General features: G+C 50.1%; 16 protein-coding genes. 12 read left to right on the top strand and 4 right to left on the bottom strand.

The window, feature by feature from the left end; translation table 11 throughout:
- Nucleotides 1-123 precede the first annotated feature (123 nt).
- The 10 genes from KME12_01225 (at nt 124) to KME12_01270 (ending at nt 10884) form a co-directional block, all read left to right on the top strand.
- The gene (locus KME12_01225) at nt 124-1167 is read left to right on the top strand and encodes a hemerythrin domain-containing protein (GenBank protein ID MBW4486388.1); all 1044 of its coding nucleotides are present in this window, start codon (nt 124-126) and stop codon (nt 1165-1167) included.
- A gap of 70 nt (nt 1168-1237) precedes the next feature.
- Complete coding sequence (locus tag KME12_01230; protein ID MBW4486389.1) at nt 1238-1765, top strand: hemerythrin domain-containing protein; 528 nt, start codon at nt 1238-1240, stop codon at nt 1763-1765.
- A gap of 224 nt (nt 1766-1989) precedes the next feature.
- Complete coding sequence (locus KME12_01235; GenBank protein ID MBW4486390.1) at nt 1990-2355, top strand: VOC family protein; 366 nt, start codon at nt 1990-1992, stop codon at nt 2353-2355.
- Nucleotides 2356-2572: 217 nt separating this feature from the next.
- A complete protein-coding gene (locus KME12_01240; GenBank protein ID MBW4486391.1) occupies nt 2573-3316 on the top strand; it encodes a Crp/Fnr family transcriptional regulator in 744 nt (247 codons plus the stop codon).
- Between the two features lie 175 nt (nt 3317-3491).
- The gene (locus KME12_01245) at nt 3492-4481 is read left to right on the top strand and encodes a hypothetical protein (protein ID MBW4486392.1); all 990 of its coding nucleotides are present in this window, start codon (nt 3492-3494) and stop codon (nt 4479-4481) included.
- Between the two features lie 41 nt (nt 4482-4522).
- On the top strand, nt 4523-4753 hold the full coding sequence (locus tag KME12_01250; protein MBW4486393.1) for a hypothetical protein: 231 nt from the start codon (nt 4523-4525) through the stop codon (nt 4751-4753).
- 1 nt (nt 4754) lies between these two features.
- Nucleotides 4755-6371, top strand: coding sequence for a polyamine aminopropyltransferase (locus tag KME12_01255; GenBank protein MBW4486394.1), 1617 nt, complete (start codon nt 4755-4757; stop codon nt 6369-6371).
- Nucleotides 6372-6387: 16 nt separating this feature from the next.
- The gene (locus tag KME12_01260) at nt 6388-6981 is read left to right on the top strand and encodes a DUF4178 domain-containing protein (GenBank protein MBW4486395.1); all 594 of its coding nucleotides are present in this window, start codon (nt 6388-6390) and stop codon (nt 6979-6981) included.
- 34 nt (nt 6982-7015) lie between these two features.
- The gene (locus tag KME12_01265; protein MBW4486396.1) at nt 7016-7408 is read left to right on the top strand and encodes an S-adenosylmethionine decarboxylase; all 393 of its coding nucleotides are present in this window, start codon (nt 7016-7018) and stop codon (nt 7406-7408) included.
- A gap of 143 nt (nt 7409-7551) precedes the next feature.
- Complete coding sequence (locus KME12_01270) at nt 7552-10884, top strand: PAS domain S-box protein (protein ID MBW4486397.1); 3333 nt, start codon at nt 7552-7554, stop codon at nt 10882-10884.
- Between the two features lie 15 nt (nt 10885-10899).
- Here the strand turns inward: KME12_01270 and KME12_01275 are convergent, their stop codons facing one another.
- Both KME12_01275 and KME12_01280 read right to left on the bottom strand, forming a co-directional pair.
- A complete protein-coding gene (locus KME12_01275) occupies nt 10900-11475 on the bottom strand; it encodes a GNAT family N-acetyltransferase (protein ID MBW4486398.1) in 576 nt (191 codons plus the stop codon).
- 53 nt (nt 11476-11528) lie between these two features.
- Nucleotides 11529-11918, bottom strand: a complete 390-nt coding sequence (locus KME12_01280) for a hypothetical protein (protein MBW4486399.1) — start codon at nt 11916-11918, stop codon at nt 11529-11531.
- A 190-nt stretch (nt 11919-12108) separates the two neighbouring features.
- Here KME12_01280 and hslO point away from each other — a divergent pair, with 190 nt between their 5' ends.
- Entirely contained in the window at nt 12109-13005 is an 897-nt protein-coding gene (gene hslO, locus KME12_01285) for an Hsp33 family molecular chaperone HslO (GenBank protein MBW4486400.1), read from the top strand.
- Nucleotides 13006-13212: 207 nt separating this feature from the next.
- Nucleotides 13213-15306, top strand: a complete 2094-nt coding sequence (locus tag KME12_01290; protein MBW4486401.1) for a chromosome segregation ATPase — start codon at nt 13213-13215, stop codon at nt 15304-15306.
- A 20-nt stretch (nt 15307-15326) separates the two neighbouring features.
- Here the strand turns inward: KME12_01290 and KME12_01295 are convergent, their stop codons facing one another.
- Together KME12_01295 and KME12_01300 are read right to left on the bottom strand one after the other, a co-directional pair.
- Nucleotides 15327-21251: a glycosyltransferase gene (locus KME12_01295; protein MBW4486402.1), complete on the bottom strand. Its 5925-nt coding sequence runs from the start codon at nt 21249-21251 to the stop codon at nt 15327-15329.
- A complete protein-coding gene (locus KME12_01300) occupies nt 21248-23494 on the bottom strand; it encodes a tetratricopeptide repeat protein (protein MBW4486403.1) in 2247 nt (748 codons plus the stop codon). Before KME12_01300 ends, KME12_01295 begins: the two co-directional genes overlap by 4 nt.
- Nucleotides 23495-23500: the final 6 nt, after the last annotated feature.

Raw genomic sequence — 23500 nt, forward strand, 5'->3', positions numbered from 1 at the left:
CTACCCATTGAATCACTATTCTTCTCAGTCGAGTCAGTCGAGAGAAGGATGAAGCCCTTGAAGCGTCTGAGTAATCTCAAGGATAGTTCTGATCCTATGATTACTTAAGAGGAGAGCTTAAAAATGGTAACAACGCTTGATGATACAAAGCGGATGATGATTGGTACCAAGCTAGCTGATATTAAAGCTATTCAAGAGTTGCTCATCGCTAATGAGCAAAGATTCATCAGCGAAATCAACGACCAAGATATTCGCCATCGTTTCCAAGAAATGCTCAAGGATGACCAGAAGAACATGGGCGTTCTGGAAACCGTGATTGTGCAATACGGTATCAAAGCTGAGCCCAAGCAAACCATTCGTGGTTTTGTAGACAAGCTACAGCAGTTGATGGGTGGCTCTGAGCTGAGCATTTTTGAGAAAGTGTTCCAGCATGAACTACTGAAGCACCAACAAGTCATGAGCGGCTTAATTGTTCATAAAGCGGCTCAAAAAGTAGGAGCTGACGTTGAACTCGCAATCGGGCCTCTTAACACCATCAATTTTGAAAGTCGGGCTCACCAAGAACAACTCAAGGGTGTGCTAGAAGTGTTGGGTGTGCGTGAACTCACCGGACAAGAAGCCGATCAAGGTCTGTGGGCGCGAGTACAAGACGCAGTTGCAGCCCTCTCTGGTGTAGCGGGCAGCGTGATGACCCAATCCTCTGACAAATCCGACATGAATGTCCAGGATGTCATCCGTTTGGATCACAACAAGACCAACACCCTGTTTACCGAAATCTTGGGTTCTAACGATCCTCAAAAGATCCAAGAGTACTTCGGTCAGCTCTACAAAGACTTGAGCGTTCATGCTGAAGCAGAAGAGCGCGTGGTTTATCCGGCTGTCCGTCCCTTCTACGGTCAAAATGACACCCAGGAACTGTACGACGAGCAAGCTGAGATGAAGCGCATGCTTGATCAAATCAAGGCGCTCAGCCCTGCTTCTTCTGAGTTCAAGGACAAAGTGCGTCAACTGATGGAAGCGGTGGGTGACCACATCCGTCAAGAAGAGAGCACCATGTTTGCGGCCATTCGCAATAACCTCAGCAGTGATCAGTCTGAGCAATTGGCGACCCAATTTAAGTCTGCGAAGAGCCAATTGCAAGACCAAATGTCTGCTTCTATGAAGTAGTCATTGGTTGCATTTGAAATATCACCTGTATAGCAAACCTCAATAACCTCACGTTCCCACTACTTCGGTGGTGGGAATTTTCTCAATTTTGCAAGTCGCAACACTCAAGGAGTTGCAAATGATGGCCAAGGGCAAGAACCAAGACATTTTGGAATTGATCGCAACGGATCACCGCGAAGTTGAGCAGCTCTTTTCTAAAATCGAGAGCGCAGCTAATTTAGGGCAGTTGTACCAGTTCTTTAACCAACTCTATAAAGAATTCAATCTACATTCTCGGGCTGAGGAACTCGTCTTCTATCCGGGTCTAAGAGAATATGAAGATACGGACGAAATGATTCAGGAAGCGGAATCGGAGCACGACGAGGCGGTTGCACTCTTAGAAGAAATTAAAGCCCTCAGTCCTGACTTGCCTGAATTTAAGGCAAAAATTGCAGAATTGAAGGAAGCGGTTCTGCATCATGTGCAGGAAGAAGAGTCTGAACTCTTTGAGGCGGCGCGAGACTGCATGGATGACCAGCAGCTCAAGCAACTCGGTCAAGAATTTCAGCAAGCTAAAACTAAATTAGAAGACGAGGTTGTGGAAGCGGCATCCCTCTAAATCTGCTGGCTCAAGGGGCGATCGCTTGGTTAATCATCCGAGCTAAAACTCCAGCAAAGATTTTGAGCGTTCAGTAATCTAGCTTGATATTGCTTGCCGTATGAAGCGTTAAACTCAACGCCTCGTGCGGTTTATTTTATGGAAAAAGGCGATCGCACTGCATACGATTAGAAATTCTGGCTTAAGCTGACAGATCGGCGGGTTGAGGGGAGCACAAAAGCATGATGCGTTGCAAATCTGCCTGGGTCACGATCGCTGCTACTAATTTCGATCGCTTGCTGGAGTTCTATTGCCAACTCTTACAGCAAGACCCTCACCTGCACCTACCTAATAGCTACGCCGAGTTTCAGCTTCCTGGCTTAAGACTAGGAATTTTTCAGCCGAAAACTAGCCATCAGCCAGAGTTTCAATCTCAAGAGCATAGTGGTATGAGCTTATGTCTGGAAGTAGAAGATTTAGAAGCAGCAATTTCTCATCTAGAGGCGATCGCCGCTCCTCCACCCAGCAAAATGATCGTGGCTGCTCATGGTCGTGAAATCTATGCCTACGATCCGGAAGGCAATCGGTTGATTCTGCATCAAACTTTTTGATGGAATTGTATAGGCGATCACAGAGGCTGCAATAGTACTTAAGGCCAGTTTTGCTGCGATCGCTAGTTATAGTAAGAGTAGGAAATGTCTGCTTCACCGAGGCCATTTAACTCTCAGTAGAGTTTGATGGCTTAACGGCCACTGTGAATTCAGATGGCTCAAAGTTTTCAGTTTGGCCGAGTTTAGCGTTCTGTCCCTTTCCTAGCTAAGAAGACAGATGGATTCAACATCGACTCAACTCCTAAAAGGCCAGCAAATCAAAAATCGCTTGCTGGCTAAAGTATCCAATGAAGAGCTGGAACTTCTGCGTCCGCATCTAGAAGAGGTTGAGCTGACTCATGGTCAGCCTCTGATTATGCCCTATGAGCCGATTCCCTACATCTACTTTCCAACTACGGCACTCGCTTCTTTAGTGACGGTGTTGGAGGATGGGGCAAGTGTAGAGTCTGGTTCGGTCGGCTGTGAAGGCGTTGTGGGTTTGCCTGTCTTCTTGGATGCTGGCATAACTCCGATGCAGAACATGGTCCAGATTCCCGGTCAAGGCATACGAGTTAGGTCAGACATTGCCAAAGCGGCCTTCGATCGCAGGGGAGGCTTCTACGACCTGATTCACCGTTATACCCACACCGTCCTTGTTGTTGCTTCTCAATCAGCCGCTTGTAACCGCCATCACGCCATAAAAACGCGGCTCTGTCGCTGGCTACTAATGAGTAGTGATGGAGTGGGTTCAGACGAGTTGGCTTTAACTCAGGAGTTTTTGGCAACGATGCTAGGAGTGAGGCGCTCCGGAGTGACGGAAGCAGCTCTACAACTACAGCAAGACCAGTTGATTACCTATAGTCGCGGCAAGATCCAGATTCTAGACCGCGATCGCCTAGAAGCATCAGCCTGCGAGTGCTACAAGGCAGTCAAAAAGGAATTTAGTCGCCTATTGAGCCTGAAAAGTGATCACCTAAGTTAGCTGCTAATCGCATTCTCTCCCGCTTCACTAGAGAAATGCGGAAATGGGGCTACTGAAATTGTATTGGCACTATTAGCAGGCAGCATTGCGGCTGGGAACTCTAGATTTTACTAGGGTGCTTTCGCGTGGAGTGCCTGAGTGGCCTTGGTGAATCACTGCAAGTTGAGGAAAGCTTATGTCTGTACAAGTACAAACCCAGCGATTGGGCCGCTTTATGGACCCTTGGCCTTACTTGACCTTAGCTACAGCGGTGGTGATGTTGCTGGGGTTAATGAATGCTGGTTTTGTCGGCAAGACGTTGCTCGCCACTAGCCTGAATGTAGACCCAGAAGAAGCGGCAGAACTCCAACCCATTCAGGTTGAAAAAACACCGATTGGAGCTTTGCGAATCGAGACCCAAGCGACGATTCCAGACAACCATTGGGTTACTTACGAAATCCAACTGCGCGATCGCCAAGGTAACTTACTGGCGAGCGGTATTAAGCAAGCCTGGAATGAGTCCGGCACCTGGAGTGAGGAGGGTGAATCAGGCACTTGGCAAGAATCGGATTTAGCAGGTGGTTTGGATGTGCGCCCTAACCAATCCGAACCCATGACGATCGCTATTCAAGTCTTGGACTATACCAGCACCTCTGGGCAAGAAATTGATCAGCCCGTGAACTTTAGCATCACGGTGCAGAATGGGGTGGTGGATGGCCGCTATCTCTGGGCTGGATTCCTTGGCACCGCTAGTTTAGCCCTGTTGTCGTTATTTGCTGTTCCGATCACAGGCGCTCAGGTCATCGACAAGACCATTCCGGATAGCGATGTGGGCGATCGGGCGGTGATGGGTGGGAGCGATCGCTTAGTGCGGGTCACAGTGGACATTACCTCTGATGAAACTTCTCCAAAAGCATTGCAAGTCGAGTTGTTTGTCAAAGACCAGAGTGGTGAGCAGATCTATACCAATTCGTTTCCAGTCAAGCTCAGCTTGTCCAAAGAAAACGGCAAAGTAGATGAAGGTACTGGCACCCTCACCGTGTTTTTTGTTTTAGAGCCGCGCAGTTCCTATGGCTTTTACGCTGAAGTGGTTCCCGACGGCCCCATCGATAAAACCACATTAGTGGTAAGGGATGGAGCCAAAACCTTGGGCTGGCCTAAAGTGATTCACCTGAAGACGACTTGACGTAGTTCCGGTAGATATTTTTTGCAAGTTAGAGATTGTATATTATGACTCCTGCATTTGCGATCGCGGCTGTCCTGGTTACAGGTATTACGCTCACCGCTGGGTACACCCAAAGTTCCTCGCTGCACCTCCGGGAAGAACGGCAACCGATGTATTGGCCCCGATACGGCACCAGCTTATCGGGTCGCTACCATAACCGCACTTGGATTCCTGGCCCCGAACGCACTAGCTATGGTGAGTTTCGTGGGGGTGGACCCGGAGCAGGCAAATAAAATGGCATCTCTAGGGCAAGCGACCATGCAGGCTGGGGAGCCAGAACTCAGTCTAAGTCGGCGGCAGCGGCATTTGTTGTTAGCGGCGACGGCGATTTCTTCCAGTTGCGGATTAGCGATTGAACTGCTGCTGGGCACTTTGGCGAGCTACTTAGTCGGCAATCAAGCGCTCGCTTATGGGGTGGCAGTGGGTGGCTTTTTAGCCGCAATGGGAGTTGGGTCTTATTTGAGCCGATTCATTGCAGTTCCTGAATCAGGCAAGGAGCTAGTCGGTGTTGAGTCAGAGAGCGATCGCCTGCGACAGGAGCAGCAGCAACTCCTAAATGCTTTTGCTCAGATTGAACTCGCGATCGCTCCGCTGAGTGCGCTGTTGCCATTAGGACTATTCATTTTATTTGTGGTCAATGGGCCTGTCTGGATTGGTTTGTTTCTAGTGACGTTGCTGTTGGGCACCCTGGCAGGCTTGGAAGTACCGCTGCTGACTCGGGTGCTGGAGCAAGAGGCAGGAGTACGAGATGCTCTCTCTGGGGTTTTAGCGCTGGATTACTTGGGCGCACTGGTAGGCTCGTTGGCGCTGCCTGTGGTTTTGTTACCTACAGTAGGGATGTTTCCTGCGGCGGCGTTGATTGGGGCGTTACCTGCTCTCATGGTGTTTGCCCTCGGTCGAACTTTTCCCCAACTACGACGTTGGCGACGCTGGGGGCTAGTGGTTTGTTTTGGCCTCTTTGCCTTGGCTCCGCTGACGGTACCATTGGGCGATCGCTTGGAAAACACGCTCTACAATGCTCCGGTGATTAGCCGCATCCAGTCACCCTATCAGCGGATTGTGCTGACTCGCCAAGCGGGAGATGTGCGCCTGTTTCTGGATGGAGATTTGCAGTTCTCCACTCTAGATGAGTACCGCTACCACGAAGCCCTGGTACATCCCGCCATGAGTGCCAGTCGCGATCGCCGTCGGGTATTACTCATGGGCGCAGGCGATGGTTTGGCGTTGCGGGAAGTGCTGAAATGGCCAGAGGTAGAGCGGGTGTTGTTAATTGACCTAGATGCAGCAGTGATTAATTTGGCGCGACGACATCCTTTTCTCGTGCAAGCCAATGCTCACGCTTTGGATGATCCGCGTGTAGAGGTCAGACAGGCGGACGCTTTCTTAACTGTACCGACGCTGCCCGAAACCTTTGATGTGATTATTGCAGACTTTCCAGACCCCGACCGAGACACACTCGCCAAACTCTATGCTCAAGGCTTTTATCAACGTCTGTTACCACGCTTAGCGCCTGCTGGAGTATTGGTGACGCAGGCATCGAGTCCATTTTTTGCCCCGCGAGCTTTTGCTTGTGTTGCCGCGACGCTGGAGTCGGTTGGTTTATCGGTGCATCCTTACGTCACGGATGTACCGAGTTTTGGGCCTTGGGGCTTTGTTTTGGCAATGCGTGCCCCCTTGCAAGCTGCAACTCTAAGGTTACCTGTTGCCACCAAGTTTTTGACGGAGCCACTGTTGCAACAACTATTCCAACTGCCTAAAGATGTGCAACTTGGCAATGTAGAAATCAATCGCTTAGCGAACCCAGTGCTGGTGAAGTATCAAGCTGATCCACGTTGGGCCGCTTATCACTAAGGAAGAGAGGTGGGGGATGATCACATTAGTTTGGCTTGGCGTTATCGCAGTGGTGGTAGTTGGTGTCGTTTTGGTCGTGCGCCAGTCGCAGGGGCGTTTACCCAACCAGGGCGATCGCGCTCAACTCCCCTCCCTGGCTCGTACCATCTTCACCTTAGAGGTGGGAGATATTGTGCAATACATGAGCACAGATTGGGTCGTAGAGGGCAAGCTTACCTACGACAGCAACGGCTACACCTGGTTAGAGTACTTGTTGCAAGATGGCGATCGCCTCCGCTGGCTTTCCGTGGAAGAAGATGATCAGGTAGAAGTGAATTTCTTGGAGCCAACGCAAGGGTTAGATATTCCTAGCACTCCTCCCACTCATCTGACGTTTGGCGGTGTCGCTTATCGGCAAGTGGAAGCGGGCACAGCCCGGATGACTCGGGTGGGCACTACCCTGAACCGCCAAGCTGAACAATGCCGTTACTTTGACTACGCTGCCTCTGATCACCAAGTGCTCTCAGTTGAAGATTGGGAAGGAGAGCTGGAAATCACGGTGGGCAATCGGATTCACCCTACGGCTCTCACTCTGCTACCTGGAGATGGCCGCCGAGTTTATGGTGTCTAGTCTCTTTTAGGTTTCTCTGATTTTTCCGATTTTTATGGATGATTGGCGATCGCTCATGACCCCCTCCACACTTAGCTCTCACCATCTCTCTGCAATTCTTCCGGCTGCCGCTGCTGTGTACCAATGGACAGAAGCTGATTTTCTCAGTTTGCTGCAAAGTGTCGTTGGGCAAGTAGGGTTGACGATAGTGGGAGAGCTGGCATTTACCTTTCAGCCCCACGGTGTTTCTGCGATCGCCCTGTTAGCGGAATCCCACGTAGCTCTACATTTCTGGCCAGAGAAAGCCAAGATCACGGTTGACATTCACGTCTGCGATTTTGAGCAAGGCAACCAGATCAAAGCTGAACAGTTAGCGCAACTGCTGAGCTTGCAAATTACAGGGGAGAGTGGTGTAGAGCATTGGCACTGTTTATCAATCACAAGTTAACCCTGTCGTAGAGAAAACTGTGGGAGAAAAGGTAAATCACCCGAGTAGTATTTTTTACCTGTTGTGAATGTGTAAGCCAGTCTGCGCTTAGGGGGAATGATGAGATACAGCATCCGCCTAGCGATTTCTCGGCAAAACCAACCATGCAGACTTCGGTAAACGATTTAACCTTGTCCCAAAGCTTTCTGATGAAAGTGATCAATGGGATGCCCGACCCCATTTTTATCAAGGATCGTCAACACCGATGGCTCTTTCTCAACGATGCCTTCTGCGACTTTTTGGGTCGTAGTCGTGAGACCTTGCTCGGCAAATCAGATTATGAATTTTTTCCCCAGCAGCAAGCAGAAGTCTTTTGGCAGCAAGATGAATTGACCTTTACGACGGGCATCCCTCAGGAAAACGAGGAAAGCTTTACTAACGCCCGTGGAGAAACGTATATTGTCGCCACCAAGAAATCAGTCTTTGAAGATGACACAGGCAACATCCTGCTGATTGGCACCATTCGTGACATCAGCGAAGCGAAGCGCGACGAAAACGAACGCAAGCAAATCGAAGCAGAACGCCAACAATCAGAACTGGCTCTCCAACGGCGGGAGGAGCAAGTACGCCTGTTTGTCGAACATACCCCTGCGGCAGTAGCAATGCTCGATCGCGAACTGCGCTACCTGATGGTTAGTCGCCGCTGGCTCGATGATTACGGTTTAGGCGATCGCGACATTCAAGGTTGCTGTCACTACGATCTTTTTCCAGAAATCCCCGATCGCTGGCGGGAGATTCACCAACGTTGTCTAGCCGGGGCTGTGGAGTGTTGTGATGAAGAAGCATTTCTCCAAGCCGATGGCACCGTAGATTGGCTGAAATGGGAAGTACGGCCTTGGTATGACCGCAGTGGAGAAGTGGGCGGCTTGATCATGTTTACCCAGGTGATCACTAAGCGCAAACAGGCAGAATTGGCTCTGCAACAAGCCAACGAAGAATTAGAGTTTCGCGTCGAAGTCCGAACCGCTAAATTGCAGCAGCTCGTCGCTCGACTCCAGCAAGAAATTTGCGATCGCGAAGCCAGTGAAGAACGCTTCCGAGCCATCTTTGAAAACTCTGGTATGGGGATTGCGGTAGTAGGGCCAGACCTGAAGTTTCGCCAAGCCAATTCTTGCTGGCAACAACTGATTGGCTACGGCGAAGCAGAATTACCCATCATGACCCCCCAAGACCTAACCTTGCCGGAAGATTGGGCGATCGAGGAACCCTTGTGTCTGGCTTGCATCATGGGCACGAGAGACAGCTTCCAGCGAGAACGTCGTTTTCTTTGTGCCGACGGTAGCCTAGTCTGGGCCAACTTAACCGTTTCAGCGATTCGAGATCCGAGGGGACAGTTTCAATTTTTTGTGGCGCTGGTCGAGGATATTACCGAACGCAAACGGGCAGAAGATGAGCGCAAACAGGCGGAATCAGAGCGCGATCGCTTCTTTACCCTGGCTGGGGATATGTTGGGCATTGCTGGAGTCGATGGCCACTTCAAGCGGATCAACCCTGCTTTCGAGCAGACGCTGGGGTACACAGCCGCAGAGTTAACCGCTCAGCCGTTCATTGATTTTGTCCATCCTGAGGATCAATCAACGACTGCTGCCGAGACTGCCCAACTTTTAAGTGATAAAGGCAGCATTTCTTTCGAGAATCGCTACCGCTGCAAGGATGGTTCCTACCGCTGGCTCTCTTGGACTTCCACACCTTACGCTCAAGAAGGGCTAATCTACGCCACTGCTCGCGATATTACCGAGCGCAAACAAACCGAAGAGGCGCTCAAAGCTAGTGAATCCCAGTATCGCGACTTGGTACAGACGGCCAATTGTATTATTCTCCGCTGGGATACAAGTGGTACGATTCGGTTTATCAATGATTACGGAGCCCGTTTTTTTGGCTTCGCTACAGGCGAACTGGTGGGACAGAATGTAGTTGGCACCATTGTTCCTGAGACCGAAACTTCTGGCCGAGATCTGCAAATGTTGATGATCGCCATTCATCAGCATCCCGAAGACTACGCCTACAACGAAAATGAGAACCGCTGCCAAGATGGGCGACGGGTGTGGATTGCCTGGGCGAATAAACCGATCCTGAATGAACAAAACCAGCTGATTGAAGTTCTTTCGGTGGGCACGGATGCGACCGAGCGTAAACAGACGGAAGAAGCTTTGCGCCAGAGCCAGAAACGCTATGCCACCCTAGCTGCCACCGTTCCAGTGGGCATCTTTCGCACCGATGCGGTGGGTCACTGTATTTATGTGAATCAGCGTTGGTGCCAGATTACGGGTCTGACTCCTTCCACAGCTAAGGGCAGCGGTTGGGTGGGGGCGATTCATCCTGAAGATAGCGATCGCGTCTCGCTAGCATGGCAGCAATCAGTCCAGGCTAAACAAGCCTTCCGCCTAGAGTATCGCTTCCAGCGTCCTGATGGCTCCATTTCCTGGGTCTTTGGGCAGGCGGTGGCGGAAAAAGGCATTGAGGGCGAAGTGGTGGGCTATGTCGGCACTGTGACGGATATTAGCGAACGCAAACTGGTTGAAGATGAGCGCAAACAAGCCGAAGCGCAACTCCAGCAACAAACCGCAGACCTCGCAGCCGCCTTGCAAGAACTCCAGCGCACCCAAGCCCAGATGGTACAAAGCGAAAAGATGTCGAGCTTGGGGCAGCTAGTGGCAGGAGTCGCCCATGAAATTAATAATCCAGTCAACTTCATTTATGGCAACCTGAGTCATGCTCGTACCTACACGCAAGATCTCCTGGGCTTAGTGCAGCTTTACCAAGAACACTACACCACTCCAGTTCCGGCGATCGCGGCTGAAGCTGAAGCTATTGACCTAGAGTTTCTGCTAGAGGATTTGCCTAAGATTCTCGATTCGATGCAGGTGGGAGCCGAGCGGATTCAAAAGATTGTGACCTCCCTCCGGACTTTCTCGCGCATGGACGAAGCGGAGGTGAAAGCGGTAGACCTACACGACGGCATCGATAGCACCGTGATGATTTTGCAGCATCGTTTTAAGGCCAAGAGCGATCGCGTTGAAATTCCCGTGATCAAGCACTACGGAGATTTACCCCGGATAGAATGCTATGTCGGGCAACTCAATCAGGTGTTTATGAATATCTTGAGTAATGCGATCGATGCCCTAGAAGAGGCCCTAGAGCAGGGTAAGCAGTTTACGCCTACGATTCAAATTCAGACCGAACTGACTCCTCATCAGGAGGCAATCATTCGGATTACAGACAATGGTTGGGGTATTCCCGCCCAGATCAAGCAGCGATTATTTGATCCTTTCTTCACGACTAAAGCGGTGGGTAAAGGCACAGGCATGGGGCTATCGATTAGCTATCAGATTGTCACCGAAAAGCATGGTGGCTCTCTGGCTTGCACCTCGGAACTGGGCCAAGGAACTGAATTCGTGATTACCATTCCGTTGCACCAAGCCGCTCACCTCAACTAATCAACGCTAGGACGCTCAGCCAAATCTAGCTTTCCATTCGGGACGGAGGAGACCGTAAAGGTACATATCGTAGCGATCGCCGCTGCGGTGGACAAACTCTCGGTAGACTCCCTCGCGTTGGAAACCGAGCTTTTCGTATAGAGCGATCGCGCGATCGTTGTAGCTAAAAACGGTGAGTTGGATACGGTGCAGATTCAGCTCTTCGAAGGCAAAGGTCAGCGCCAGTTGCATCGCTGCGGAGCCATAACCCTGTCCCCAATGCTCCTCCCCAATGGCAATGCTAATCCAGCTGACTTGGTGATTCCACAGAATCCCGTCTAGTTCTACATATCCCAATAAAGTGTCGTCGGTTGTCACGACAGGTGCGGCTGGACTGGCAGGACGCACAGCAAAAATAAAAGCCTGATTAGATTTCTGGCGTTCTTCCAGCCATTGGCCTAAAAACGTTTCGGAGTAGGGGTAAGCGGGCTGAGCATCTAACAACCGTAGGAAGTCAGATTGTTGATACCACCGGGCTAAAGCGGGTAAGTCTTGGGGCATCCAGCTCGTTAATCGCACGCGATCGCCAGATAGGGAAGTTTTGCCCAACATGGCTTACTGCCCTCCGCTGCCTGTTGGTGCTGCCAACCTGACGCTGAGTGACATTAAGTGTCAGCCTGTCTAGTTAGAAATTGCCGCAAACTCAAAAGCGCCACCGTTTGGCCCGCATTAAGCGGTAAGAGCGAAACCCCTTCTAGGCGCGATTGCAGCCAGCCATCACCCCAACACCACTCATGGAAGCCATCTACCCCTTGGCTTAGGAGCAAGCGCAGACAATTCGGTTCCGCTACATCTACTTGATGCTGAATTGCGATCGGACCAAGCCAACTGGTGAACGATAGCCCAGCATGCAACTGTTCTGGCAGTCCAGGGGCGATGCGCTCTGGCCACAACCACTTTTGCAGTTGAGTGGGTTGGAGCAAACTATCCCGAATGGTAGTAGCTGAGGCATTGACCTCAATTCGCAAATTGCTTTGTTGAAAAGTACCCCACATAGGCTTGAGTAGTTGCTCCGCAAATTAACAGTGGTTCTTTCAGTATGCCAAGTCCCAGTAGCTCTTGACCGAGCCACGAGAAACGCGATCGCCTTGTGTAACCCGTGCCAGAATCAGCGCGATCGCTCTCAAGCCCATCAACCCACAACTTAGAATAGAAACAGTGAATTAAGAAATGTAAGGTTTTTTCATGGCGGATCAGTTAATGCGGGCAACTGCGGCTGATGGAGGCATTCGGGCGGTAGGGGTCATCACCACTCGTCTTACCGAGGAAGCTAGACAGCGGCATCAGCTCTCTTATGTGGCGACAGCGGCTCTAGGGCGTACCATGTCATCCGGTTTGCTGTTGGCATCAAGTATGAAACGGCCTGGATCGCGAATCAACATCCGCATTCGGGGAAATGGGCCCCTAGGCGGCATTTTAGTCGATGCGGGCTTAGACGGTACCGTGCGGGGGTATGTCGATAATCCAGAGATTGAGCTGCCTCCTAATGCCAAAGGCAAATTGGATGTGGGCGGGGCTGTAGGTCACGAAGGCTACGTGTATGTGGTGCGGGATGTGGGTTACGGCTATCCCTACTCCAGCACTGTAGAAATTGTTTCGGGTGAGGTTGGAGAGGATATTGCCAATTATTTAGTCACTTCGGAGCAAACCCCCTCAGCGTTGGTTGTGGGTGTGTTTGTCGGTGCAGAAGGCGTGACTGCGGCAGGTGGATTACTGATCCAAGTCCTGCCTAAGGCGGCTCGCGACGAAGAACTAGTGGCAACTCTAGAGTCTCGCATTGGTCAACTTGCTGGGTTTACCCCCCTGTTGCAAGCAGGCAAATCGCTGCCAGAAATGTTTGAGCAACTGCTGGGTGATATGGGATTAGAAATCTTTCCAGAAACTCAGTTGGTGCGGTTTCATTGTGGTTGCTCCTTCGATCGCATGCTAGGCGCTCTCAAGATTCTGGGAGAAACGGAACTGCAAGACATGATCGAAAAGGACAATGGCGCTGAGGCGACTTGTCACTTCTGCAATGAGGTCTATCAAGCTAGCAGCGACCAGCTAGCCCAGCTAATTTTAGAATTGCGAGCAGAATCTTAGCAGCATCCTGGTGATGGATGGGGAGGTTTGAATTACTTTAGACGTAGGGTTATTAGGCAGCATGTCCTTTAGGCGTTAGTGTCATCTAAAACTAAAAATTTGACTTTTTAGGGCTTGAGGAGGGTAGGATGGCAACTACTGCATTTGCTTTGGGGTAGCCAGAGCCGTTGCGCTACGAGTTGTTAGGTGGGAGTTGTTAGGTGGGCTATGACCAGAGATCGTGGAACTCCAGACCGTAGGCCAGCCGATCGGCCTCCCCGCAGGAAGAATTCAAGCAACTTGCCAGATCGCCCTCCTGCTCCTCGTCCCTCATCCAATCCGATGCCACGTCCTGTGGTCAGAGCTGTGCCTCCATCAGTTCGGCCTGTCGTTTCGTCACTGGGCCAGACGGAGGAACCTGCCTATGCGGTATCGGGGCCTGCTACTCCACCGCTGGCTAAGCCCCCCATTGCTCGCGATCGCAAAGGATTACAACTGCCCACCAGTTTACGGTTTTGGGGCCTGACTACCCTGCTCTTTACGGGAGGAGCGGCAGTTTTCTCTGTGGCGCTATTGGTACGATCGCCGGCGCTACCCAATTGCCCTTCGATTTTCTGGCCGATGGCTTCTGCTTCCATGCGGCTCTACTGCGCCCAAGTTGCGGCCAACAAGCAAACCCTGAAGAACTTGCTAGAAGCGATCGCCCTAGTGAATAGTTTGCCTGCTGATCACCCGCTGCGCTCCGATATTGATCGCTCGATTCAGCAGTGGTCATCAGATATTTTGAACTTGGCTGAAAATTCCTTCAACGCAGGCAAGCTTGACGAGGCGATCGCGACGGCCCGCAAGATTCCAGAAAATACAGCCGCTCATGCTCTGGTGAATGAACGCATCGACCGCTGGCAATCGATCTGGCAGAAAGCAGAGGCAATTTATCAAAAATCGGAATTAGCCCTGCGAGAGCGCAAGTGGCACCAAGCGTTTACTGAGGCGGTGCGCCTGCTTTATGTGGGTAATACCTATTGGGAAACCACAAAATATCAAGAACTGAATGAACGGATTCGGGTCGCTAGGGATGAAGGCAACAAGTTAGCCAAAGCCGAAGAACTAGCAGATATTGGCGGTCTCGACAATTTGCTTAAAGCGATTAAGCTGGCCGAGTCCATTGGCCCTAACAGCTACATCTATAAAGAGGCGCAAACGGCGATTGGCAAGTTTGGTCGCAAAATGTTGAACCTCGCGCAAGCCACCCTAGAGCAACGCAACGCCACAGAAGCGATCGCCATTGCCCGCAAGATCCCTACAAGTGCCAACTTAGAAGCAGAAGCCCAGGACTTTATTGATCTAGCTGATGCTCAAGCTCAGGCGTGGCAAGGCACAGTCGCAGATCTAGAAGCAGCGATCGCTCAAGCCCAAAAACTTGATTCCAAGCGCCCCATGTACGCCAGAGCCCAGCAGTTAATTACCCGCTGGCAACGAGAAATTGAGGGTGTGGCTCATCTAGATCGAGCCCGTCAATTAGCGCAAGGGGGGACTCCCAATGCCTTAGGCGCGGCGATCGCTGAGGCTAGCTTGGTTAATCGTTCCAATCCTCGCTGGGATGAAGCGCAGAAAGAAATTGGACGTTGGCGCAGCCAAGTCGAAACCACAGAAGATCGGCCTTACTTAGATCGAGCCGATGAATATGCGCTCGCTGGAGATGCCACTTCTCTGCAATCCGCGATCAATGAGGCAAGCCAAGTGGGTCCAGGCCGTGCCCTTTACAGAGAAGCCCAAGACAAGATTGGTCAGTGGACGCGAGAAATACAACGGCAGCAAGACCAACCCTATCTAGACCAAGCCCGCGCTTTTGCAAGTGCTGGAGATTTGCCTAGCGCGATCGCTACTGCTGAACAAATTACTTCTAATCGTTCTCTCTATGATGAAGCCCAAGATGAAATTCGCTCTTGGCGTGGTCAAATTCAGGCAGAGCAAAATTGGCAGGAAGCCCAAAGCTTAGCGACTGCCGCGACCCCAGATGCCCTAGCCGCAGCCATTCAAAAAGCGGATCAAATTCCTGCCTCTAGTTCCTTGCGAGTTGATGCTGAAGCTGCGATCAATCAGTGGAGCCAATCCATTTTAGTCTTGGCGCAAAATCAAGCGAATTACAACTTGCCCAGCGCGATCGCGATCGCCCAAAAGGTTCCTCCCCAGACAGAAGCCTATGCCCCAGCCCAACTCCAAATTGGCGAGTGGCGGAAGGCGCTACAGCCCCCTGAACCTCCCAGAGTCCTCCTAGAACCCAGTCCCCCGCAAATTCGCCCTCCAGAGCTGGGTCGTTAGGGATTGGTACGTAGATTTGTTTAGGATGATTTGCGATCGCCTGACGCCGTCTCTGGCAATGTTTCTTGCACCACCTGCTGATAAAACGCTTCTAGCGCTCTAACACAGTTTGGATGATCAAAAAGCCGAGCATGGCCTTGGGTAACGCGCGCTCCCATCTCCTGCCGCCACGCAGAATCCAGCCCTAACTTAACTGCGATCGCCACATAGTCTTCTGGGCTAGCCGCGATCGCCTCAGGGATATCCAAAGCTTGTAGAATTCCCGCCGCATGTCGTCCTCGCATAAATTCACTAGGGCACGTGACAACGGGTAGATGGCAAGCGATCGCCTCTAGCGTGGTGTTGCCGCCGGACCAGGCAAAGGTATCCAAAAAGATATCGGACAGTAGATTGAGTTGCAAATAACCCACTTGGTTCTGTCGAGGCAAAATGATGCAATAGTCTTCGCTATTTAAGCCCACCGCTGCGAAAGCTCGTTGTAAGCGCTGGCGAAACTTTTCGGTGACAGCCGCGCTAAAGTGAGCCAGAAAGGCAAACTGGGCCTGGGGAACTTGTTGCGCGATCGCAGCAAACACAAAATCATACTGCGGTAAGTACTTGAACAGCGACTGGCAAGATAAATACACCACCGCGTCTTCCCGCAATCCCAAATCAGCTCTGGTTTTGGTCAGTTCTGGAATCGTAGGTTTCGCGTAAGCAATGCCGAGCTGAGGTAGCCGCACCAATTGCTCCGAGTAGTGTTCCTCACCGTTTTCAGGCTCCATCAGGTCGCTAGAGAGAAAATAGTCAACCGTGGGTAAGCCCGATGTCACCGGATGGCCCCAAGTCATACACTGCACTGGAGCCAAGCGTAAACTGGCAATCTGGCTAGCTTTGGGATGCATGCCAATATCGAGAAACGTCAGCACATGCAACTCATCGTTCAAAATCTGCTGACACATGCCCTCTAGATCCCCAGAAATCTGATGAAACGCATCGCTGTAGTGTTGAACTTCCTGGGCGATCGCATCCTGTTCTCGATTCAGAGAATAGCAATAAATTTCAAATTTTTGGCGATCGCAATGGCGCAACCAACCCAAAAACAATTTGCCTACCGTGTGCTGTCGGAGGCAGTCGGAGAGATAGCCAATGCGAATTTTGCCACTAGGGCTTAAAGGTGGCATGGGTCGATCTTGCACCCACTGTGGGTAGTTGGTGGCCATAATCTGATGCACCAGCAGCCCATACTCTTGTTGCAGCGGGCGATCATTTTCACCTTGGTAAGCCAGATAGAAGTTAGCGTAACGGCTAACTCCATTGAGAGCGTTTTGGCTGGCTTCTGCTGTAGATAAATCCAGTTCCGCGCTAATCCGGGCTAAAGCTTGGGTGAAGCGTTGCCGCGACTCGGCAATTTCAGTCACACTCTCATACAAAATTGGCAGAGTCATCTGCTGGGCCAACTTGAGAGAAAAATCGTCGGGGATTAAGCTCAAGCCTTGGGTGGCCGTGGCGATCGCGGCTTCCGTTTGGCCGTTGTCTCGCAGCGCAGAAATGAGGTCAAAATAAAGCTTGGCGATCGGGTAAGCTTGCACCGCTTGCTGATAAACCTCAATTGCTGCGTCGTACTGGCCTAAGCGCTGGAAGCAGTCACCCAAGCACTTGTAAACTCGCTGAATCAATTCTGGGGCGACCCCTACTTTCTCGCTTGCCAAGAACTTCTGGTACCGCTCGATCGCAGCTTGATACTTGCCTTGACGGTATAAAGCAAACCCTAGGTAAAAGTCAGCCCGCATGCGAGATTCATCTGCCTTGGCTTTGTAAGCGGTGCCTAGATCATGCAAAGCTGCTGGATCACGCGGGCTCAACTGATGGGCTTTGTCAAAAGCTTGAATCGCATCTTCGAGTTGGTGCTCGGCTAACAAGCTTCTGCCCACTTGCTGGTAATGTTCAGAGGTTTCGGCTGGGAGAACGGGATCTGAAACTAGCGTGGGTTCCGGCTGAGCCACCTCCCGGCTCAAAGCATTTTCTCGAAAGATAACCTGTCGCTCATCTACCGAGGCGATCGCGAGAGGGGGCGTGTAAGGCTCAGGCGTAGGAGCCGCTTGCACCGCTGCCATCAGCGCTTCACACACAGTTTTGGCCATCTGGAGCCAAGAAAACTGCTTGGCTTGGGCGAGTCCTGCCTGAACTAAAGTGTGACGAACCTGCGGTTGCTGAACCTTTTGCAGAGCCGCTGCCAGCCCCTCTACGTCTGTGTGGTTAACATAAATAGCCGCTTGACCCGCCACTTCTGGAATGGAGCCGTTAGGGCAGGTAATGACTGGGCAACCAGAGGCCATTGCCTCGACAATCGGTAGGCCAAAGCCTTCGTACTGCGAGGGGTAAACCAGAGCGATCGCGCCTGCGTAGGCCATGCGTAATTCGGCATCGTCCAGTTTCAGTAGATGCACTCTTGTACCAATCGGTAAGCAATCACTGAGTTCAGGCTCTAGAGTCGGGTTTCCTCCGGTACAGACAAGACTGAAGTGGGTGGCGTTGGCGAGTTTGGCAAAGGCTTTGTAGAACAAAATCGTGTTCTTGTAGCCATTTCTAGTGCCTACAGTCAAGAAATACGGCTGAGTAATCTGATGCTTCTGTCTAAATGCAGCGATTTCTGCCTCAGTGGCTGGTGTGAAGTGGGGTTGCACGCCACAAGGGGCAACGGTGATCGCTTTTGGATCGACGTAAGGGAAAAATCTGACCAAATCGCGGGCCGTATTTTGTGAAATCGCTAAGTAGCGGAAAGCCTGTTGAATGGCATAGTGTTTTTCCCGCCACATAAATTGGTCTACATTCCAGCCAATGCGCTCTGGAATCATGTCATAGGCCATGAACACCGAAGGCGTAGAAATTGGAGCCGTGTAATAGGTAGAAACGAATAAACTTGCCTGCTCTGCATCACAAATCTGTTGCAGCATGGCTCGGTCTAGCGAGGTGTTGCGGTAGTTATAGGGCGGAATCGTGCGATAGCGAATGCCCTCAACTTTGGGAGCAGTTCCAGCGCGATCGAGCACCAACAGGTAAGGGGCAAAATTACTCCGCGACCATTCTGCGAGCAACGTGCTCCAAACTCTGGCAATGCCCGTGTTGATCAGTTGGAAAAAGACCCCATCAATTATGATCAGCGGTTGTTTGGTAATTTTTGGAGGTATAGTTGCTGCTACCTGGGGCTGGACAAATTGCCAAGTGTTGGAGGGAGTGAGTTGAGCGATCGCCGATATCCCCAGCCTTTCCAGCCGATCCACCGTGGTATTGTCTTGCACCCAAGCAAAATAGTCGCGCAGATAAACTGGAAACTGGCTTTGTTGCTGTAACTTACGCCATTGCGCTTCGGCCTGGGTGTAGCCGTAATACTGCTCTTTAAATCGCAACTGTTCTGGCGTGACATAGGCAAAGTGCTGGAAGACTAAGCCTTGCTGCTCCGTTTCCTGGTGTCGAAAAGGATTAATCCGAGCGACTTCCTGCCATTGGCCGTTGGCGGCGGGTTGAGCCAGACGAGGTGGCTCATGAGATAACCAAATGGCTCCTGGTTGATAGCGCCAAGTCCGTAGCCACTCTTGACGAGGGTTTTGGCTGTAGCAATTGCGGCTCGTCACTACTAAGTTGGGGCCGACGAAGTACCAGCACCAATAAAATGCTGCGGTTTTCTCTGGATGCTCGATAAACAACTGCCGCGTTTTGCGTAGTTGCTCCACTGTCCACAGTTCATCCGCGTCAATCTGCCAAAGCAAGCATTCATTCTGGATATTGGACAAAGGCGCACTCACCATTTCACGCTTGCCATCCCAGAAGACACCGTTGGGCTTGCGGTAAATTGTGATGTTATCTGGATATTGCTGAGCTAGTTTGTCCAAGTATTCAGAGGTGCCATCGCAACTGCGGCCCTGGCGATGCAACTGGTCTGTAATCTTGCCACCGGAGGGCAAGCTCCAAGCGGTATCGTGCTTGAGATCTGCGACTCCTTCCACAATGTGCCAATGCCACTGGAATGGAAGCTGTTTAAAAACTTCGATGTGATAGCGAATGAAAGGCTCACCATTGAGAACAATCGTGAAAAACTCCACAGGCAGCGGATCGGCTGGCTGGGCAGATGGTTGAGCGGCGATCGCAGCTTTACGAGCCGCTATTTGGCGCTGATGAGCGGCAGGACTGGTGAGCACTGTCTGCAAGAAGCGCTCTGCGGTTGGGATGGGGCTGTAGTTGGCTAAGGCCCATTCTCGGCCTGCTGCACCAATCTCAGCCAAGAGATCGGGGTCTTGTTGCAGCCGAACCAGCGTGGCATCCATGTTATCTAAGTCAATCCCCACGTAATGACGCCCGTTTTCTGGCATGACGGGCAGGGTAATGCCGTACTTGTCGAAATCTAGATGAAAAGTGGCACAACCCGCAGCTAGCGATTCCCAGAACCGCCAACTGTCCCACCAATGCCCGATCGGTTCTCCTGTGACAGGGTGTGACTCAAGGCGACCGCCAAAGCAGGCACAAGCGATCGCCTTGAGTAGGCGTTGGTAGTAGCGAGGGTAATGGCGTCGGCCTGTTTGCTGCCATTGCAACAGGTCTTCGGGTGTTGACGGGATATCGTTGAAACTTTCAACCGTGGTATCAACGGGCAAAATTGACTGAACTTGAGGCAGAAATTGCTGTTCAATCGTGTCTCTGAGCGGATGAGCATGTCGAAAATTCAGCAACAGGTGGCGATCGCGATCGATAGAATCTGTGGCTGCTTGAGTCGCTCGCAAAATCCGGTTAGACAGCCCAAAAGCCCAAGGTACAAAGTTGCTAGGATAATCAGCTTTGCGGTTGTAGTGTGGCCGAAAAATTAGATCAAATTGTCGGAAAGGCGGATCATAAGCGGGGGTTTCTGCACCATCCTCGAAGTCCATGTAAACCGTCAAATAAGACCGTTCTGGGTGAAATAAGTTGTCGGGGAGGGGATGGTGGAAACGAAACCAATGGTGATCGAGAATGACGATGGAACAATCACTCAGGCGAACGGATGGATCGTGGCGAAATAGATAATCTGAGCCTGGAGCAGTTTGCCAATAGTTGATATTAGAGTAAAAAGGAATATTTAATGCTTTTAAGCCCTCAGCTAAGCAAACAAAAGCATGAAGATAAGCTACTTTATGAGGATCGCTGGAAAGACCACAAAAGAAAAAGATTGGCCCTCGCAAGGAGACTTGTGGATCAGTATCTCCTAATGTGAATTGCTGTGGTGTATTAGGGGTGGATTTGGGTTCTTTGACTCGGCGAAAAATAGCATAGCCATTGCGAACTTGTTGGTTTTCTTGAATTAACTCGTAGTTAGTATCTTTAAGTAGCTTCTGATAGTTTTTGTAATTTTTTAGCGTGTTACTATCGTCTAGAAGAATAAATTTAGCGCCATAAACCTCTTTTAGTTCAGCTTCGCCTGTGAATTCTGAACCATCAATCAAGACTAAATCAAAATATTGAATCTGATGTTCCTGTTTAATTCGATCAATGCCAGCATCAGGAACCCCAGAGTTTTTTACATAATCGATGTCTTGGCGTAACCACAATAAAATTTGATCTAAAGGATAGCGATTAAGTCCTGTGGGTTGCGTTTGGTAGAATTCAATTACTTCTGCTTCGGAAGGAAAACCTTCTAAACTGACCGAGGAAACGTTATAGCACTGAACAAAGCTATCTTGGGCATATCGTTGTTGGAGTGCCGCAAAACGAGTTTGGGAAATCTCCATACAGAAAAGCAATGGCTGGTTGGGATTAAGCCTTAAACCTGTGACAAACGCTTCTGTGCTTCCTCCTCCAGCAGAAGAACCAATTTCTAAAACAGTTTTAATCGTAGGTTCTTGGACTAGATTTTTAATCGCGTAATAGAACTCATCATCCTTAATTTCAGGGGGGATGAGGTAGTTTAATTGGGAGTTTGTAAATTCGTTAGTCATACAGTAAATTTAGTCTTGGAATTTTGCTCAATCACTTGCCGATAAAACTGTTCCAACGCTCTTACGGAGCTTTGATCTTTATACACACAGGAGTGTCCTGCCTGAATCTTGGCTCGAAGGGTTTGTCGCCAATCTGCATCCAAACCAAGCTGCACAGCAATTTTGATATATTCAACTTCTGTATACGCAATGGTCTCGGTTATACCTAACTGCTTTAAGATGCCAAAAGAATGACGGCTCCGCATCATTTTTCCAGGGCAAGTCACGATAGGTAAATGACAAGCAATCGCCTCTAGCGCCGTGTTTCCGCCCGACCAATTAAAAGTATCTAAAAATACATCAGCAATGCGGTTTAAACTCAAATAGCCATTGTGACCTTGGCGAGGCAAAATCATACAATAGTCAGCACTCTTAAGCCCGTACTGAGCAAAAGCCTGCTCTAAACGCTGAGAGAATTTATTAGTAATCGCGGCGTTTTTGTGGGCAATAAACGCAAACTGGGCTTGTGGTACTTGTTGAGCGATCGCTGCAAAAATATAGTCATACTGAGGCAGATATTTAAATAGAGTTTGGCAGGATAAATATGAAACTGCATCTTCTCTCAACCTAAAATCAGCGCGAGTTTTTGTGGCTTCACTTAAGTCAGGCGGACTATAGGCAATACTAATATTAGGTAGGCATATAAGCTTTTCTGAATAGTGTTCGTCTGCATCTTCAGGCTCCATCAGTTCACTCGATAAGAAATAGTCAATGGTGGGAGAACCTGTAGTCACTGGATGCCCCCATGTGACACACTGAACGGGAGCAAGGCGAAGACTAGAAAACAAGCTCATGTAAGGATGCATACCCACATCCAGAAACACCAAAATATCAAGCTGATCGGTTCTGATCTGCTCACCTACCGCTCGGATGTAATCCAGTTCAATAACTTCTTTGACAGGTAGGTGGTGAAATACATCACAATGGTTGCGAAATTCAGCCGTGTAATCATCGGTGTGAGGATGCAAGTGGTAGCAATAAACCTCAAACTTTTGGCGATCGCAATATCGTAACCAGCCAGAAAATAGCACTCCAACTGTCTGCTTCCACATACAAGTGGAAATATACCCAACACGAACTTTTCTGTTGTTATCTAATGACGTAGCTGTTAAAGGTTTTGTCCATTGAGGATACTGGGCAGACATCAATTCATGTAATAGTTGAGAGAATTGAATTTGTAATTCAACATCATTTTGGCCTTGATAATGTAAGTAGAAATTGGTTTGTGCCCCTAGCCCTTTTAAGAGGCTGGTGCAAACTTCTTCGCTATTAATATCAGGACTTGACTGAATTTGTTGAATCAGTTGGGCTAAACCCTGGGTGAATTGCTGGCGATAAACTTGGATTTCTGCGGTTGACTCATAAAGAATAGGCAAAATTAGGTGGCGATCGCGCTCAAACAGTACCATATCCGGAAAAAATTGGGCAGCTGTATTGGCGGCGGCGATCGCAGCTGAGGTGTTACCGCTACTCCGTAAGGCCGCAATCAAATTAATGTGAAAGTCAGCACTTTGGGGATAACGTTGGGCCGCAGCCTCGTAGATTTCGGCGGTACGTTCAGGTTGATTCAGGCGTTGCAGCGAGTCACCCAGGTAACGATAAACCCGCTGAATTGCTTCCGATGCAATTCCAGGCGCAGGGGACTCTAAAAACTTCTGATACTGTTCACTAGCTGCTAGGTAATTTCCTTGGCGGTAATAACTAAAGCCTAAGTAGAAGGCAGATTTTAGCTCCGAGTCATGGGCTTTTGATGCATAGGCTTGCCCTAACTCAACCAGGATTTTGGCATCACGAGAATTGAGGTCATGAGCGGTCAGATAGTTATGAATTGCAGAATCATACTGAGCTTGTGCTAAAAAGATACGCCCTAATGCTAAGTAGGCTTCTAGCCATTTGGCATCTAGTTTGATTGTATTTTGATAAGCTTGAATCGCTGGCTCGGTTTGCTGGAGCTGCTCAAACACAAGTCCCAAACGGTAGTGATAGAGAGGGACAAAGCGGCTTACTTCTATTGCTTGCAAGAGCATTGATAAAGCATCTTGAGGGCGACCAATTTGGTAATAAAGATGCCCTAAATCACTCCAAATTTCTGCTTGCTTGGGGTCCAGTTGTAAAGCTTGCTGATATTTTTTTTCTGCTTCTATAAAGGAGTTCTGCTTTTGCAGAGTTCTTGCTTCTTGATATAAATTTTGCCAAGTTCCCATGCTGTT

The organism is Trichocoleus desertorum ATA4-8-CV12 (assembly GCA_019358975.1).
Lineage (GTDB): Bacteria > Cyanobacteriota > Cyanobacteriia > FACHB-46 > FACHB-46 > Trichocoleus > Trichocoleus desertorum_A.